The organism is Pseudarthrobacter sp. WHRI 8279, from assembly GCF_040224115.2.
In the GTDB taxonomy this organism is placed as follows: Bacteria; Actinomycetota; Actinomycetes; order Actinomycetales; family Micrococcaceae; genus Arthrobacter.
Window position 1 is genome coordinate 3,755,773 of sequence record NZ_CP168162.1, and the last position, 15,507, is coordinate 3,771,279.

At 67.6% G+C, this 15,507-nt stretch carries 11 protein-coding genes; 9 read left to right on the top strand and 2 right to left on the bottom strand.

Annotation, left to right across the window (positions count from 1 at the left end; all coding sequences use genetic code 11):
- Window positions 1-4 precede the first annotated feature (4 nt).
- From ABRP28_RS17225 to ABRP28_RS17240, 4 genes are all read left to right on the top strand, one after another.
- Complete coding sequence (locus ABRP28_RS17225) at window positions 5-1,609, top strand: ABC transporter permease subunit (protein WP_350001288.1); 1,605 nt, start codon at window positions 5-7, stop codon at window positions 1,607-1,609.
- On the top strand, window positions 1,606-2,547 hold the full coding sequence (locus ABRP28_RS17230) for a sugar ABC transporter permease (RefSeq protein ID WP_350001286.1): 942 nt from the start codon (window positions 1,606-1,608) through the stop codon (window positions 2,545-2,547). Before ABRP28_RS17225 ends, ABRP28_RS17230 begins: the two co-directional genes overlap by 4 nt.
- Before the next feature lie 137 nt (window positions 2,548-2,684).
- Window positions 2,685-3,251 (top strand): type 1 glutamine amidotransferase domain-containing protein, encoded by a 567-nt coding sequence (locus tag ABRP28_RS17235; protein ID WP_350001284.1) that lies wholly within the window; start codon window positions 2,685-2,687, stop codon window positions 3,249-3,251.
- Between the two features lie 152 nt (window positions 3,252-3,403).
- Window positions 3,404-4,882: a DHA2 family efflux MFS transporter permease subunit gene (locus tag ABRP28_RS17240; protein WP_350001282.1), complete on the top strand. Its 1,479-nt coding sequence runs from the start codon at window positions 3,404-3,406 to the stop codon at window positions 4,880-4,882.
- A 67-nt stretch (window positions 4,883-4,949) separates the two neighbouring features.
- On the opposite strand, the gene ABRP28_RS17245 is transcribed toward ABRP28_RS17240, so the two are convergent.
- Window positions 4,950-5,786 (bottom strand): alpha/beta hydrolase, encoded by an 837-nt coding sequence (locus tag ABRP28_RS17245; RefSeq protein WP_350001281.1) that lies wholly within the window; start codon window positions 5,784-5,786, stop codon window positions 4,950-4,952.
- Window positions 5,787-5,861: 75 nt separating this feature from the next.
- On the bottom strand, window positions 5,862-6,533 hold the full coding sequence (locus ABRP28_RS17250) for a TetR/AcrR family transcriptional regulator (protein WP_350001280.1): 672 nt from the start codon (window positions 6,531-6,533) through the stop codon (window positions 5,862-5,864).
- Window positions 6,534-6,758: 225 nt separating this feature from the next.
- Between ABRP28_RS17250 and ABRP28_RS17255 the strand changes: the two genes are divergently transcribed.
- Genes ABRP28_RS17255 through atzF form a run of 5 tightly spaced genes read left to right on the top strand, consistent with a single transcriptional unit; the run spans window position 6,759 to window position 15,474 of the window.
- The gene (locus ABRP28_RS17255) at window positions 6,759-8,261 is read left to right on the top strand and encodes an amino acid permease (RefSeq protein WP_350001279.1); all 1,503 of its coding nucleotides are present in this window, start codon (window positions 6,759-6,761) and stop codon (window positions 8,259-8,261) included.
- Between the two features lie 52 nt (window positions 8,262-8,313).
- Window positions 8,314-9,189, top strand: coding sequence for an urea amidolyase associated protein UAAP1 (locus ABRP28_RS17260; protein ID WP_350001278.1), 876 nt, complete (start codon window positions 8,314-8,316; stop codon window positions 9,187-9,189).
- Window positions 9,186-9,863: an urea amidolyase associated protein UAAP2 gene (locus ABRP28_RS17265; RefSeq protein ID WP_350001276.1), complete on the top strand. Its 678-nt coding sequence runs from the start codon at window positions 9,186-9,188 to the stop codon at window positions 9,861-9,863. The genes ABRP28_RS17260 and ABRP28_RS17265 overlap by 4 nt, the downstream gene beginning before the upstream one ends.
- The gene (gene uca, locus ABRP28_RS17270) at window positions 9,860-13,621 is read left to right on the top strand and encodes an urea carboxylase (RefSeq protein ID WP_350001274.1); all 3,762 of its coding nucleotides are present in this window, start codon (window positions 9,860-9,862) and stop codon (window positions 13,619-13,621) included. The genes ABRP28_RS17265 and uca overlap by 4 nt, the downstream gene beginning before the upstream one ends.
- Complete coding sequence (gene atzF, locus ABRP28_RS17275) at window positions 13,618-15,474, top strand: allophanate hydrolase (RefSeq protein WP_350001272.1); 1,857 nt, start codon at window positions 13,618-13,620, stop codon at window positions 15,472-15,474. Before uca ends, atzF begins: the two co-directional genes overlap by 4 nt.
- The last annotated feature ends 33 nt before the right edge of the window (window positions 15,475-15,507 follow it).

Consider the following 15,507-nt stretch of genomic DNA (forward strand, 5'->3'; position numbering starts at 1 on the left):
GGCGATGACCACCCGAATCAAGAATTCCTCGGGGAAGGCGGTGGGGTCCGGACTTTCGCTGGGCTCCACCGCGTCGGTCCCCGCACTGCTGGCCAAGATCCTTGGGCTTGGCGCCGTGCTTGGGACCGCTGTGTCCCTGACGCCGCTGCTGATTGCCGGCGGCGAGTGGGGCATGCTCATCGGACTGTGGGCCGGCGCGGCCGGGCTTCTGGCCGTCTATTCCACGAAACGCCTGGTGCCGCTGAAGTACCTGCTGCCGGGCACCCTGCTCCTCGCAGTCTTCGTCCTCCTGCCGATTCTTTCCACCGTGCAGCTTTCCTTCACCAACTCAGGCGACGGGACCCGGGGGTCCAAGGAGGACGCGGTATCCACCATCGTCCGGAACTCCGTGACCCAGCTGCCCGAATCCAGGACCTTCAACCTCACGGTGGGCACCGAAGGGTCCGCCGCCGATGGCCCCTTCACGTTCTTCCTGGTGGAGACACCGTCGAACGATGTTTTTGCCGGTGACGGGCAGGGACTGCGCCCGCTTGCCGCGGAGGACGTGACGGTCGACGGCGGCTACGTCCGCGCTGCGGACGGGTACCAGATCCTCACCGGCAAGGAAGTCAACGCCGCCGGGGCGAAGATCAGCGGACTGACCGTTCCCACGGACAAGGGCGCCATCCGCGCACAGGGCATCAACCGTGCCTTTGAGGGGGTCCAGACCTTGACCTACGACGCCGGAACGGACAGCATCACCGATGCGGTTTCCGGGAAGGTCTTCACCGTCCAGCAGTTCGGAGACCGGGAATACTTTGCCGATGCCAGCGGCAGCAAGGGATTCGACCAGAGCTGGGAAAAGAACGTCGGCTTTGCCAACTACGTCCGGCTCTTCACCGACCCCCAGGTCCGTGACGCCCTCCTGGGCTCCTTTGTATGGACGCTCGTCTTCGCCGTCGGCTCGGTGGCCACCACCTTCGTCGTCGGACTCCTCCTCGCCAGCGCCCTCAACGACCCCCGCATCCGCGGACTCAAGCTCTACCGGGCCGTCATCATCGTTCCCTACGCCATCCCGGTGTTCATCTCCTTCATCGTGTGGCAGAGCTTCTACAACAAGGACTTCGGGCTCATCAATTCAATGCTCGGCGGAGCCAAGATCGACTGGCTGGGCGACCCTTTCCTGGCCAAGGTGGCCGTGCTGCTGACGAATCTTTGGGTGGGCTTCCCCTACATGTTCCTGATTGCCACAGGTGCGCTGCAGGCGCTGCCGCAGGACATCGCAGAGGCGGCAAAAATCGACGGCGCCAGCTCCTGGACCACCTTCACCAAGGTCCAGTTCCCGCTGCTGCTGGTGGCCGTTGCGCCGCTGCTGGTGTCCTCGTTCGCATTCAACTTCAACAACTTCAACGTCATCCAGCTGGTCACCGGAGGCGGTCCCTTCCCTGCCGGCGGCGGTCAGATCGGCGCCACCGACATTCTGATCAGCGGCGCCTACCGCATCGCGTTCGGCGGTGCCGGCGCCGAGTTCGGTTTCGCCTCGGCAATCTCCGTAGTCCTGTTCATTGTCACGGCAGTGCTCGCAGGCATCCAGTTCCGCTACACCAAAGCCTTGGAGGATGTGCGATGACCAACCTGCTCACGGAAGCACCGGCAGAAAAAGGTGCACCGCCGCGCCGGACCAAGATGCTGGTCCGCAAGGACGGGCTTGAGCTGCCCCGCGGCAGGCGGTGGTGGCGGGAAGTGGGCTGGCGGCACATGGTGGGCCTGGCGGGCGTCGCCTTTGCCGGGTTCCCCGTGCTCTACATCATTTCCGCGGCGTTCAACCCGCTGGGCAGCGTGGCCACCACGGAACTGGTTCCCACCACGTTCAGCCTGGTCAACTTCGAGACTCTGCTGGGCGGCTCCAAGGGGCCGTATGGAACGTGGTACCTGAACACCCTGGTCCTCTGCACTGTGGTTTCCGTGGCGCAGGTCCTGCTGAGCACGCTTGCAGCCTACGCGTTCTCCCGCTTCCGCTTCTACGGGCGCCGCGGCGGACTGCTGGCGCTGCTCCTGGTCCAGATGTTCCCGCAGTTCCTGGCCATCGTGGCCCTGTTCCTCATGATCGCGAAGTTCGGCGAGGTGGTGCCGGCCATCGGGCTGAACACCCTGGCCGGCTATGCACTGGTGCTCATGGGCGGTGCGCTGGGGCAGGTCTGGCTCATCAAGGGCTTCTTCGATTCCATTCCGCATGAGCTCGACGAGGCGGCACGGATCGACGGGGCGGGACACTTCCGGACGTTCACCAGTGTGATCCTCCCGCTGATCACACCGGTGCTGGCCGTGACCGGACTGCTGGCGTTCGTGGCCGTCATTGGCGAGTACATCCTGGCGAGCATCTTCCTGACGGACAACGGCGTCAAGACACTGGCAGTTGGCATGTTCGGCATCATCGCAGGCGACCGCAGCAACAACCTCGGCGTCTTCGCCGCCGGATCGGTGATGATCGCGCTGCCGGTGCTCCTCCTGTTCCTATACCTGCAGAAGTTCATTGTGGGTGGACTCACGGCCGGGTCCGTCAAATAGGGGAGGCAGCACGGAATAGTCAGCTTGCTTATCACTTTCCTTCTTCCTAGGCTGGAAGTTGTCCGGCAAGCAAAACTTTCGGGCCGCGGCCGGCGCCAGTTACCAGGTGCCGGTCCGGCCCAGGCCAGGAGGAGAAAATGTCAGAACACAGCATCGCAGGCAAGAAGGTCGCATTCCTGCTGACGGACGGCGTGGAGCAGGTTGAGCTCACCAGCCCCTGGCAGGCAGTGAAGGACGCCGGCGGCCAGCCCACCCTGGTGGCACCCAAGAGCGGAAAGCTGCAGGGGTACAACGGCACTGAAAAAGGTGACACGTTCAGCGTCGACCTCACCGTCGCGGAGGCAAATGCCTCCGACTACGACGCCCTGGTCCTTCCCGGCGGCGTCGTCAACGCCGACCATCTGCGCGTGGACAAGGACGCCCAGAGCTTCACCCGGAGCTTCTTCGAGCAGCACAAGCCGGTGGCTTCCATCTGCCACGGCCCCTGGCTCCTCATCGAAGCCGGTGTCCTGACGGGAAGGAACGTCACGTCCTACCACACCCTGGCGACCGACCTGAAGAACGCGGGCGCCAACTGGTCCGATGAGGAAGTGGTTGTGGACCAGGGTCTGGTGACCAGCCGCAACCCTGACGATCTCCCCGCTTTCAACAGCAAGCTGGTGGAGGAAATCTCGGAAGGCCGGCACGCCGGCCAGACGGCCTAAAACTGCGGGGGCTGCCGGCAGCGCAGCCCCCAGGTGTTCCCTCAGGGTTTTAGAAATGTTCCGGTGCCGGGAATTAGTCCAACCGGTAGAGTGTTGGCATCTGCAGCGGCCATCCCCGCGCACCACTCAAAACACTCCCTGAGGGAACACCCATGTCTACCGAAGTCTCGCCGAACGCAAGCGGCCAGTCCGTCAACACCGAAGGATCCAGGCCCGCCGCCGCGCCGGAGAAGATGTCCCGCGAATCGGTGACCATCATCAGCACGCTGCTGGTGGCCACGTTCGTGGTAATCCTCAACGAGACCATCATGAACGTTGCCCTGCAGCGGCTCATGGTGGACCTGCAGGTGGATGCGCCCACCGTCCAGTGGCTCTCCACCGGCTTCATGCTCACCATGGCCGTGGTCATCCCCACCACCGGTTTCATCCTGCAAACCCTGTCCACCCGGGCCGTCTTTATGCTGGCCATGGGCCTCTTCGCCAGTGGTACTGCCCTCGCCGCCGTGGCCCCCGGGTTCGAGCTGCTGCTGCTGGCCCGCATCATCCAGGCAGGCGGCACCGCAATCATGCTGCCGCTGCTGATGACCACCATCCTCACCCTTGTCCCGCTGGCCAAACGCGGCGCCGTGATGGGCAATGTCAGCATCGCCATCTCCGTCGCTCCGGCCATGGGTCCCACCGTCTCCGGGCTGATTCTGGAGCACTTCACATGGCGCTTCATGTTCGTGTTCGTCCTTCCCGTTGCCCTTGCGGCCCTGGCGATCGGCGCAAAGTACCTGACCAACATCGGCGAAACGGAACGAACCAGGCTCGACGCGCTGTCCGTGGTCCTCACCGTCCCTGCCTTCGGCGGGCTGGTCTACGGCCTCAGCCAGATTGGCGGCGGCCACGGCGGCCAGGCCGGCCCCGGAACCACGGCTGTTGCCGCCCTGGTGATCGGTGTGGCCAGCCTCGCGGTCTTCGTCCTTCTGCAGGTGCGGCTTCAGAAGGCCGAAGCCCCGCTGCTGGACCTTCGCGCGTTCAACTTCCGGATGTTCACGGTCTCCGTGCTGCTGATGGTGGTGGCCATGATGGCCCTGTTTGGCGGCGTCATCCTGCTCCCGCTCTACCTGCAGGAAGTGCGCGGCCTGGGAGCCCTGGAAACCGGGCTGGCCCTGCTCCCCGGCGGCCTGGCCATGGGCCTGCTGGGACCGGTCATCGGCCGCCTGTTCGACAAGGTGGGGCCGCTGCCGCTCACCACCACCGGGTCCGTCCTGATGGTGCTGTCCCTCTGGCAGTTTTCAATGCTCGACGCCGGCACGTCCGTGGCATGGATCGTCACCCTGCACGTGGGGCTGAGTTTCGGCCTGGCGCTGCTGTTCACCCCGGCGTTCACCACCGGCCTGAACCCGCTGCCGCCGCACCTTTACTCCCACGGCTCGGCTATCATGAGCACCACCCAGCAGGTGGCCGGCGCCGCCGGCACCGCGCTGCTGGTGTCCATTTTCGCTGTGGTGTCCGCGTCATCGGGACTCGTCGCGGGGATGAGTGCAGCCTTCATGACGGCAACCGTGATCTCCCTTGCCGCCGTCGTACTCTCCGCCATGATGCGCAAGACCGAAGGTGCCGTCCCGGCCCACGCGGCCCACTGACCAAACTGGGTAGCAGCAGATGCCGGAATGAGCTCTCAAACGGACATCTGCTGCTACTTGGATGGGGTCAGCCGGCGTAGAAGTCGGCGAGTTCCTTGATCAGCTTGTCCGGGGCCTTGATGACGCCGTCGTGGCCGTGGCCGGGGAGGATGGTGTAGCTGGAGCCGGAGAGCACGTCGTGGATCTGGCCGCAGGCAATCCCGAAGTACGCCGGGCTCTTCTCGCCCACCACAATCAGTGTCTCCAGCGGCAGCGCCAGGAACGGCTCGGCCGGCATGTCCGCGGCAATGATCGCTTTGATCTCGCGGACGCCGGTGCGCATCATCTCCCGCTGCTGCTTGCCCTCCGAGGTTCCGGCCGTCAGCTTGTTGGCCAGGGTCAGCATGGAGAGCGGCATGCGGGACGAAAACGCGCCGCCGGCTTCAAGCCCGCGCTGCAGCACGGCCAGTGCGCGGTCGTCGTCGCCGGCAGCGGCGGCACGCTCGTACTCCGCCGTCCAGTCCGCCTTGACGCTGTGGTTCACGGAGACGGCGGGATCGTACACGGCCAGCCGCTCAACGGGCAGCGTCCGGGCTGCGTGCAGCGCAACGGCGCCGCCGAAGCTGTGGCCGAACACGTCCGTGCTGGACGTATGTTTCATGACCGTCTGCAGGTCGCGGATGTCCACGTCCAGCGTGTAATCCTCGGGCTGGGGCGACGACGAACCGCGGCCCCGCCTGTTGAACGTGTGCACCGGCCGGCCCAGGGCCGCGCTGAGCTTCTGCGCGAACTTGGTGTAATCCGCAGCGGTCACCATGGAGGGCGGCACAATAACAACGCCCGAACCGGCGGAAGCGAATTCGGTGCCCGTGGAGAAGAGCTCCAGCGTGCCGCCGTCGGGGGTCCTGATGTTCTCACGCGTCATGTTCCGAGCCTAGCTGAGCAACCTGATTGCAGGCACCACGCTGCGCCGGGAAACAGCGGCTGCAGCCGGCGGGGGTCAGCCGAGGCGTGCGATGAGCGCGGCGCCCTGATCCCGGATGGCAGGCAGGTCAGCGGCCAGCCCGCACAGGATCAGTCCCGCGTCCGCAGCCTGCAGCGGCGAGTCCGGGGTTGCCATGCCGTCCGCCCGGAGGTTGATCAGCGACTCCACCAGCCGGAACGCCAGGTCTCCCGGGCTGGACTGCCAGGTGACCGCTGTGCCGGCGGGGGACAGGGCTGCGCCCAGTTCGCGGTACAGATTGCGCAGTTCCTGCCGGTCGGCCAGGAACCGGGCAAAGCGGCCGCTGCGCGCTTCGGGCAGTAGGTAGAGGATTCCGAGGTTCCAGCGGGCGCTGCACAGCTGCGTTCCGTCGTAGAGGGCGACGGCGTGAAGGCGGCTTGCTGCCTCCCCTTCGGCTGGCGGCAGGTCGGCCACCGCCCGGGCAAACTCCAGCCCTGCCAGGACGGTGCCCTCCAGCAGGTCCTCAAGGATGTCGTCCTTGGTCTTGAAGTGGTGGTACAGCGAGGACTGCCTGATTCCCACCGCATCCGCTATGGACCGCGTGGACGTGGTGGCGAACCCCTGCGTCGTGAACAGCTCAGCGGCTGCGTCAAGGATTTCGTCCCGGGCTGTGGCCCCTGGCCTGGAGGGCTGTTGGCTGCGAGGGCGTCCCGGTCCGGCTGAAGTCACCGCATCATTCTTGCATTTCCCAAGCTGCCGCCCCGCGCGCAAATCCTTGGTGAGGGAATGGAAATACTGCCGAAACAAGATGTCTATCCGCCTTTTACAGGGGTGAAACTCCCCGGGGACATCCCGCTGGAAAACTATCAAGTGACCGGTATTCCGCAGCTTTCGGCCGAGTGCTGCAGTACCGGCGGCCCCCGCCACGCATTCCAGCCCCCCCCGGAGAATCTGATGACTTCAACCGTTCTTCCCACCGTCCATGCGGACGATGCGGACCTGACGTCCCTGGGCTACCAGCCCACCCTCCACCGCAAACTCGGCCGCTACGCCTCCTTCGCGGCCGGCTTTTCCTTTGTGTCCATCCTGACCACCATCTTCCAGCTCTTCGCATTCGGCTACTCGTTTGCCGGTCCCGCGTTCTTCTGGACCTGGCCGGTGGTCCTCATTGGCCAGCTGCTCGTGGCCCTGAACTTCGCGGAGCTCGCTGCCCGCTACCCGCTGTCCGGAGCCGTGTACCAGTGGGCGCGCCGGGTGGGCGGGGAAGGCGTGGGCTGGTTCGCAGGATGGTTCATGGCCATTGCCCAGGTGGTGACAGCCGCAGCCGCCGCCATCGCCCTGCAGGTGGTACTGCCCCAGCTGTGGGACGGCTTCCAGGTGGTGGGCGGTGATCCCGCGCTGAACACCGTTACCGGCGCCGCCAACGCCGTGATCCTTGGAGCAGTCCTCCTGGTGGCCACCACCATCATCAACTCGCTCGGCGTCAGGCTCATGGCCCACGTGAACTCGGTCGGCGTCACCTGCGAAATCGTCGGCGTCGTGGCCGTGATCCTTGCCCTCATCAGCGCCGCCCAGCGCGGACCCGGAGTGGTTGCGGACACCACGGTGCTCCAGACATCGGACCTCGGCGCAGTGGGGGCCTTCCTGGTCTCGGGCCTGATGGCCGCCTACGTGATGGTGGGCTTCAACTCCGCCGGCGAACTCTCGGAAGAAACCAAGGACCCCCGCCGCACGGCCCCGCGGACCATTCTTTCGGCGCTTCTCATTTCGGGCATCGGCGGGGCGCTCATGATCATCACGGCCCTGATGGCAGCACCCAGCCTCGACGACGGCCGCCTCGCCACCGAAGGCCTGCCCTACGTCCTCACCGCCGTCCTGGGCACCTTCTGGGGCAAGGTGCTGCTGGTGGACGTCGCCATCGCCATCTTCGTCTGCACTCTTGCCATCCAGACCGCCGGTTCCCGCCTGGTGTTCTCCATGGCACGGGACGGCAAGCTCCCCGCATCCGCGCTGCTCTCCTCCGTCCACCCCACCCGCGGCACCCCCATGTGGCCGTCCATCGTCATCGGGGCCCTGGCCGTGGGCGTCCTCGCCATCAATGTGGGCAACGCGGCACTGTTCACCACCCTTTGCAGCGTCTGCATCGTGATGGTCTACCTCGCCTACCTCCTGGTCACCGTGCCGCAGCTCATCAACCGCCTCCGCGGCGACTGGAACCGGGTGGGGCAGACGCTGCCGGAAGGACTGTTCTCCCTGGGACGCTGGGGCCTCCCCGTCAACATCCTCGCCGTCCTCTACGGTGCCGTGATGGTGGTCAACCTCGCCTGGCCGCGGCCCGAGGTCTACGACCCCTCCGGTGAAAACGGGATCCTGCTCTACTCGGCACCGCTGATGGTCACCGTGGTCCTGCTCCTGGGCATCTGGGTGCGGCGCCGGAACCTCGCGGCCAGCGCCTGAGCCAGTCCCGAACAGTCCAACAGCCCTTCTCCAGAACCAGCACAGGATCGACATGACACAAGTAACCGAAAGCCCGGCAACCGGCACCGCCACCACCGCAGGCGCCCGCGCCCACGCCCGGGAGCAGCATGGCAGGACCGTGGAGACCATGCGTTTCGTGCCCGCTTCCACGGCCCCGGCGCGCCTGACGGAAGGACTGCCCGACGGCGCGTCCCCTACTTGGGCTGAATCCCTCGCCTTTGGCCGCTACACCACTATGTCCCTGGCCCGGGGCACCCGGATCAGGCTCACCGACACCTCCGGTGACGCCTGCGTGCACACCCTCCTCTACCGCGCCGGAGCCCTCCACGAGCGGCTCAACGTGGCGGACACTGTCAAGGTCCCCTGGCAGGCCTACCCGGGCACGGGCCACCCGCTCCTGTCCGACGCCGGGCGCCTGATGGCCACCATCGTGGCGGACACCTCCTCCCGGCACGACGCCCTGACCGGTGCCACCACCCTGGAAGGCAACACGGCCCGGTACGGTGCCGGAACCGCCCACAGCGCATCCCCCGCGGCCCGCGAACTGCTCACCCTTGGCGCACTCAAGAGCGGGCTGGGGCCCGCCGACGTGGCGCCGTCGTTGTCCTTCTTCAAAGGCATCACCGTAGACCCTGCCGGCAGCATTGCCTTCACTGGAAGCGCAGGCCCGGGAGCCGCCGTCGAACTCCTGCTCCAGATGGACGCAGTCCTGGTGCTGGCCAACACCGCACACCCGCTGGACCCCCGCCCGGACTTCACGGGGGCCGCAGTCGACATTGTTGCCTGGCACGCGCCGCAGGACCTCGCGGCCCTCGCAGCGGGCACCCTCACCGGAGCCCTGCCCCCTGAACACCTGCAGGCACTGCAGAACACCGAACACGATCTCACCGCAAGGAACGCCCGATGAAAACCGCCACCTCCGCCGCTCCTGCCGCTGATGCCCGCCGGACAGCCCTCGCCCCCGGAGACGTGGTCCTTGACGAATACGTCGAGGCACGCGGTCCCTGGTCCGCCGTCGTGGCCGCCGGGGACGTGCTGACCATTGTGGACCTGGAAGGCAACCAGGCCGTGGACTGCCTGCTCTATGCAGCCGGGGACACCACCGTGCGCTACTCGGCCGCCGCCACCATCGCCCGGCAGCAGTCGATCGTCCTCACCACGGGGTCGGTCCTGCGGGCAGAATCAGGCGCACCGCTGATGACTGTGGTGGCTGACGAGGTGGGCGTGCACGACACCATCGGCGGCGCCTGCTCGCAGGAATCCAACACCCTGCGCTACGGGCAGCACACCCGCGAACAGCACGCCTGCGTGGAGAACTTCCTGATCGAGGGCTCCCGCTGGGGCCTCGGGAAGCGGGACCTGGTGTCCAACATCAACTGGTTCATGAACGTGCCCGTGGACCCGGACGGCGCCCTGGGCATTGTGGACGGCCTGTCCGCTCCCGGAAAGCGCGTGGCGCTCAAGGCGGAGGTGGACACCCTGGTCCTGGTGTCCAACTGCCCGCAGATCAACAACCCGTGCAACGGCTTCAACCCCACCCCTGTCCGCATGATTGTCACCCGGCCGGAGGCTGCACTGTGAATACTTTCGACACCCTTTTAGTTGCCAACCGCGGCGAGATCGCCTGCCGCATCATCGAGTCCGCCAGGAAGCTGGGACTGCGGACCGTTGCCGTATTCTCCGAAGCGGACCGGGGCGCCAAACACGTCCGGCTGGCCGACGAAGCCGTGCTCCTGGGGCCGGCCCCGGCCAAGGAGTCCTACCTTCGCGTGGACGCCCTGCTGGCCGCGGCCAGGTCCGCCGGGGCCGGTGCCATCCACCCCGGCTATGGATTCCTTTCCGAGGATGCCGCATTTGCCGAAGCCGTTGAGGCAGCCGGACTGGTGTTCGTGGGGCCCACCGCCGAACAGCTGCGCATCTTCGGCACCAAGCACACGGCACGCGATGCCGCCAAAGCCGCCGGAGTGCCGATGATCGCCGGATCCGGCCTGCTGGCGGACGTTGACGACGCCGTTGCTGCGGCCGCCACTATTGGCTTTCCGCTGATGCTCAAGGCCACCGGCGGCGGCGGGGGCATCGGCATGACGGTCTGCCGCGACGAGGCCGAACTCGCGGAGAGCTTTCCCCGCGTGGCCCGCCTGGCCGGTGCCAGTTTCGGCACCGCCGGCGTCTTCGCCGAACGGTACGTGGAGAACGCCCGCCACATCGAGGTCCAGGTGTTCGGCGACGGCGAAGGCCGGGTGGTCAGCCTGGGCGACAGGGACTGCTCCCTCCAGCGCCGCCACCAGAAGGTCCTCGAGGAGGCGCCCGCCCCGGACCTGCCGGACGGACTGCGCGAGGAACTGCACCGCAGCTCCCGTGCCCTGTGCGCGTCCCTTAACTACCGCTCCGCCGGGACCGTGGAGTTCGTCTACGACTCCGCCCGCCAAGAGGCGTCGTTCCTGGAGGTCAACGCCCGGCTCCAGGTGGAGCATCCCGTCACCGAGGCGGTCACCGGCGTGGACCTGGTGGAGTGGATGCTCCGCCTTGCCCAGGGCGGCCCTGAAGCGGCGTCGGTCCTGGCGGACCGGCCGGACAGCCTGCCCGTTTCAGGCCACGCCGTTGAGGCGCGCGTCTATGCCGAGGACCCGGCCCGCGGCTTCCAGCCCAGCGCAGGCACAGTGACCAACGCCGTCTACCCCGCCTCCGCCGATGTGCGCGTGGACGCCTGGGCGGAAACAGGCACCGAAGTGTCCACCAACTACGATCCCCTCCTGGGCAAGATCATCACCTCCGGCCAATCCCGCACCGAGGCCTTCGACCGGCTGGCAGCCGCGCTCGCCGGCACCCGGATCGACGGGATCGAGACCAACCTGGGGATGCTCCGCGCGGCCACCGGCCTGGACGTGGTCCGGAGCGTGCAGCACTCCACCAGCACGCTGGACAACGTGGGCGACCCCGAACCCCGCATCACCGTGGGCCGCCCCGGACTCCAGACCAGCGTCCAGGACTGGCCCGGCCGGACCGGCCTGTGGCAGATCGGCGTGCCGCCGAGCGGGCCCATGGATGACTTGTCCTTCCGGCTCGGCAACACCGCCCTGGGCAACCCCGAAGGCGCCCCGGGCCTGGAGTTCACCATGACCGGGCCCTCCCTGACCTTCACGCACGCCACCACTGTCTGCGTCACCGGCGCCGAAGTAACGGTCACCGTCGACGGGAAAGAGGTGCCCGCGTGGACGCCCGTGACCGTCCCGGCGGGCGGAACGCTCGACGCCGGCACGGCCTCCGGCGCCGGGCTTCGCGGCTACATCCTGTTCCAGGGCGGCCTGGACATCCCGCAGTACCTGGGCAGCGCCTCCACGTTCACCCTGGGCCAGTTCGGCGGCCATGCCGGGCGCGTGCTGCGCGCCGGAGACGTCCTCCGCGCAGCAGCACCGGCCGCTGGCGGCGGCAGCAAAAAAATGGCGACGGCGGCAGTTCCCCTGGACAGCCGGCCCGCCCTGGCCTCAACCTGGGAACTTGCCGTGACGGAAGGGCCGCACGGTGCCCCCGAGTTCTTCCGCCGCGAGGACATCGACGAGCTCTATGCGTCCGAGTACGAGGTCCACTTCAACTCCGCCCGCACCGGCGTGCGGCTCATCGGCCCCAAGCCGCGCTGGGCACGTACCGACGGCGGCGAGGCCGGCCTGCATCCGTCCAACATCCACGACACCGCCTATTCAGTTGGTGCGCTGGATTTCACGGGTGACACCCCCATCCTGCTCGGTCCGGACGGACCCAGCCTGGGCGGGTTCGTCTGCCCGGTGACCGTGGTGACCGCCGACCGCTGGAAGCTCGGGCAGCTCCGGCCAGGCGACAAGGTACGGTTCGTTCCCGTCCGCGTCAGCCAGGCGCCGTCGGCCACGGATCTTGGCCCGGGCCGCCAGCTGGTCCTGCCGGGCGACGACGGGTGGTCAGGCAACTTCTCAACAAGCCTTCCAGCGGCCGCACCTGCGCCCGCCGCCGGCCGTCCCGAACGTACGGCGCGGGGTGACGGCGACGACGGCGTCCTGGGCCGGGTGCCGGAAGGTCCCGGAAGGCCTGCGGTCACCTACCGGTGCTCCGGTGATGACAACCTGCTGGTGGAATACGGGGAGATGGTCCTGGACCTTGGCCTCCGTGCCAGGGTGCACGCCCTGCACCAGCACCTTGAGCAGCTCCGACTGCCCGGAATCGTGGACCTGACCCCGGGAATCCGCTCCCTCCAGATCAAGGTTGACCCGTCGGTCCTGTCCACGAAGAAGCTGCTGGGACTCGTCCAGGAAATCGAGGCAGCCCTGCCGGCGAGCTCGGAGCTGGTGGTTCCCAGCCGCACCGTCCGGCTGCCGCTGTCCTGGGACGACCCCGCCACCCGGGAAGCTATCGAACGCTACATGGCCGGTGTCCGGGACGATGCCCCCTGGTGCCCCTGGAACATCGAGTTCATCCGGCGGATCAACGGCCTGGATTCGGTCAACGACGTGTTCGACACCGTCTTCAACGCCGAATACCTGGTCCTCGGCCTGGGCGACGTCTACCTCGGCGCTCCCGTTGCCACGCCGCTGGATCCCCGCCACCGGCTGGTCACCACCAAATACAACCCGGCCCGCACCTGGACGCCGGAGAACGCGGTGGGCATTGGCGGCGCGTATATGTGCATCTACGGCATGGAAGGCCCGGGCGGCTACCAGTTCGTTGGCCGCACCACCCAGGTGTGGTCGCGCTACGCGGATTCCGCCCCGTTCGAACCGGGTTCGCCGTGGCTCCTGCGCTTCTTCGACCGCATCTCCTGGTATCCGGTCAGCCCCGAGGAACTCCTGGACCTGCGCGCGGACATGGCCGCCGGCAGGGGCCGCGGCGTGGAGATCGAGGACGGCACCTTCTCACTGGCCGAGCACGAGGTGTTCCTCGAGGAGAACCGCGAATCCATCACGGCGTTCCGTGAGACACAGGGCGCGGCGTTCGCCGTGGAACGGCAGGCGTGGGCCGATGCCGGCGAGTTTGACCGCGCTGACGCTCTTGCCGCTGTTGTGTCACCGGTTGTGGATGAAGTGGCGGTTCCGGACGGCGGGTCACTCGTGGCCGCGCCCTTCGCGGCGAGCGTCTGGAAGGTCGATGTCAAGGAAGGGGACCGGGTGGTGCAGGGCCAGCCGCTGGTGTCCCTTGAGGCGATGAAGATGGAAACCGTGCTCGAAGCGCCATGCGACGGCGTGGTGGTGCGGGTCCTGCCGGCCGCGGGCTCGCAGGTTGTTGCGGGTGAGGCCGTCGTGGTCCTCGGCACGGTGGATGCGGAAACCGGGGCCGTCATCGAAGCACAGGAACTGGAAGAGGCAGCAGTATGACCAGCACAACCACCGGCAAGGCCACCGCGCGGGTCCGGGCCGCCCTCGCCGCACTCGAAACGGTTGACCGGCCGGAAATCTGGATCACCCTCCGCGGGGCGGACGAGCTTCTGGCCGAAGCAGCGGCGATCGACACCGCCGCTGCAGGGGGTGCGGACCTGCCCCTTGCCGGGCTCCTGCTCGCGGTCAAGAACAATGTTGACGTGGCGGGCATCCCCACCACGGCGGCCTGCCCCGGCTTTGCGTACACGGCGGGACAGGACGCGGAAGCAGTGGCCCGGCTCCGTGCTGCCGGCGCCCTGGTCCTGGGCGCCACCAACCTGGACCAGTTCGCCACCGGGCTCGTCGGTACACGGAGCCCGCACGGTGCGGTCCGCGATTCCCGCCGCCCGGACTTCATCTCCGGCGGCTCCAGCTCCGGCTCTGCGGTTGCCGTGGCACTTGGCCTGGTGGACATCGCCATCGGGACGGACACCGCCGGCTCGGGCCGGGTTCCCGCCGGGCTGCAGGGAATCGTGGGCATCAAACCGACGCTGCACGTGGTGTCCACGGCCGGGGTGGTGCCGGCCTGCCGGTCCTGGGACGCCGTCACCATCTTCGCCCGCCACCTGTCCACGGCAGAACTCGCCATGGGGGTCATGGCTGGAGGTGCGCGGCCCTGGCCGGCGAATATCCGGCTGGCTGCGCCGGAGCGGCCACGTGTTGCGTACCCGGCAAGCCTTCCGGCGCTGCCCGCATCCTGGGCCGCGGAGTTCCACCGGAACATCAACCGGCTGCGGGAGCTGGGCGTGGAAGCTGAAGCCATCGAATTCGATGCCTTCCTCGACGCTGCCCGGCTGCTGTACGACGGCGGGCTGGTGGCCGAGCGCTACGCCGCAGTCGGCGAATTCCTTGAAGGCGGAATCCTTGAAAACGGCGACGGCGGCGCTGGCACCCCGGCGGGCATTGACCCCACGGTGGAGGGCATCATCCGGGCCGCGGGCACAGTGCCTGCCCACCGGTACGTGGCTGATACGGCCAGGCTGGAAGCGCTGAAGGACAAGGCGATGGCCCAGCTGGAAGGGTTTGATGCGCTGCTGATCCCCACCGCCCCGTTGCACCCCACCCTTGCCGAGGTGGCCGCGGATCCGGTGGGCGTGAACTCGCTGATGGGGACCTACACGAACTTCTGCAACCTGTTCGACCTGTGCGCGGTAGCGGTGCCGGCCGGTGACGTGGACGGCGCCCAGTTCGGCCTGACCGTGGTGGGCCGGACCTTCGACGACGCCGTTGCCGCCGATATTGCGCGCCGGCTGGAGTCAACCCCGGATTTTCCGGCGCTTTTTGCCGGGGGAGCGGCGCCGGCGCACGAAGCTGCCAATCCGTCGTCGTCCGTTCCCTGGCCGCTGGCCGCAGGTGCCAAGGCCGTGCCGCTCGTTGTGGTGGGCGCGCACCGCAAGGGCCAGCCGCTGGCGCCGCAACTGGAGGAACTGGGCGCCGCCTGGGCCGGCCCGGTGCGGACTGCGGCCCGCTACCGCATGGTGTCCCTGGACACCGTGCCGCCCAAGCCGGGGGTGTACCGCTCGGACGACGGCGCAGCGCTGGTGGGTGAGCGGTGGCTGGTGTCCCCGGCAGGGCTGGGCGCGTTCCTGGCTGCCCTGCCCGAACCTATGCTGCTCGGATCCATTGAGCTGGCAGACGGGTCAAAGGCTGTGGGATTTGCCTGCGACGCCGTGGCTGCTGCCGGCGGGGAGGACATCACCCGCTACGGCGACTGGCTGGCGGACCGCACCGGGGGAGGCCAGTCCAGGAGCATCTGGCAGGACCTGGGAGACGCGGCCCTGGCAGGCTTCAGCAGGGGAGAACGCACCTGACCCCGCCACAGGAGTTTTTGTCCAGATATGCAG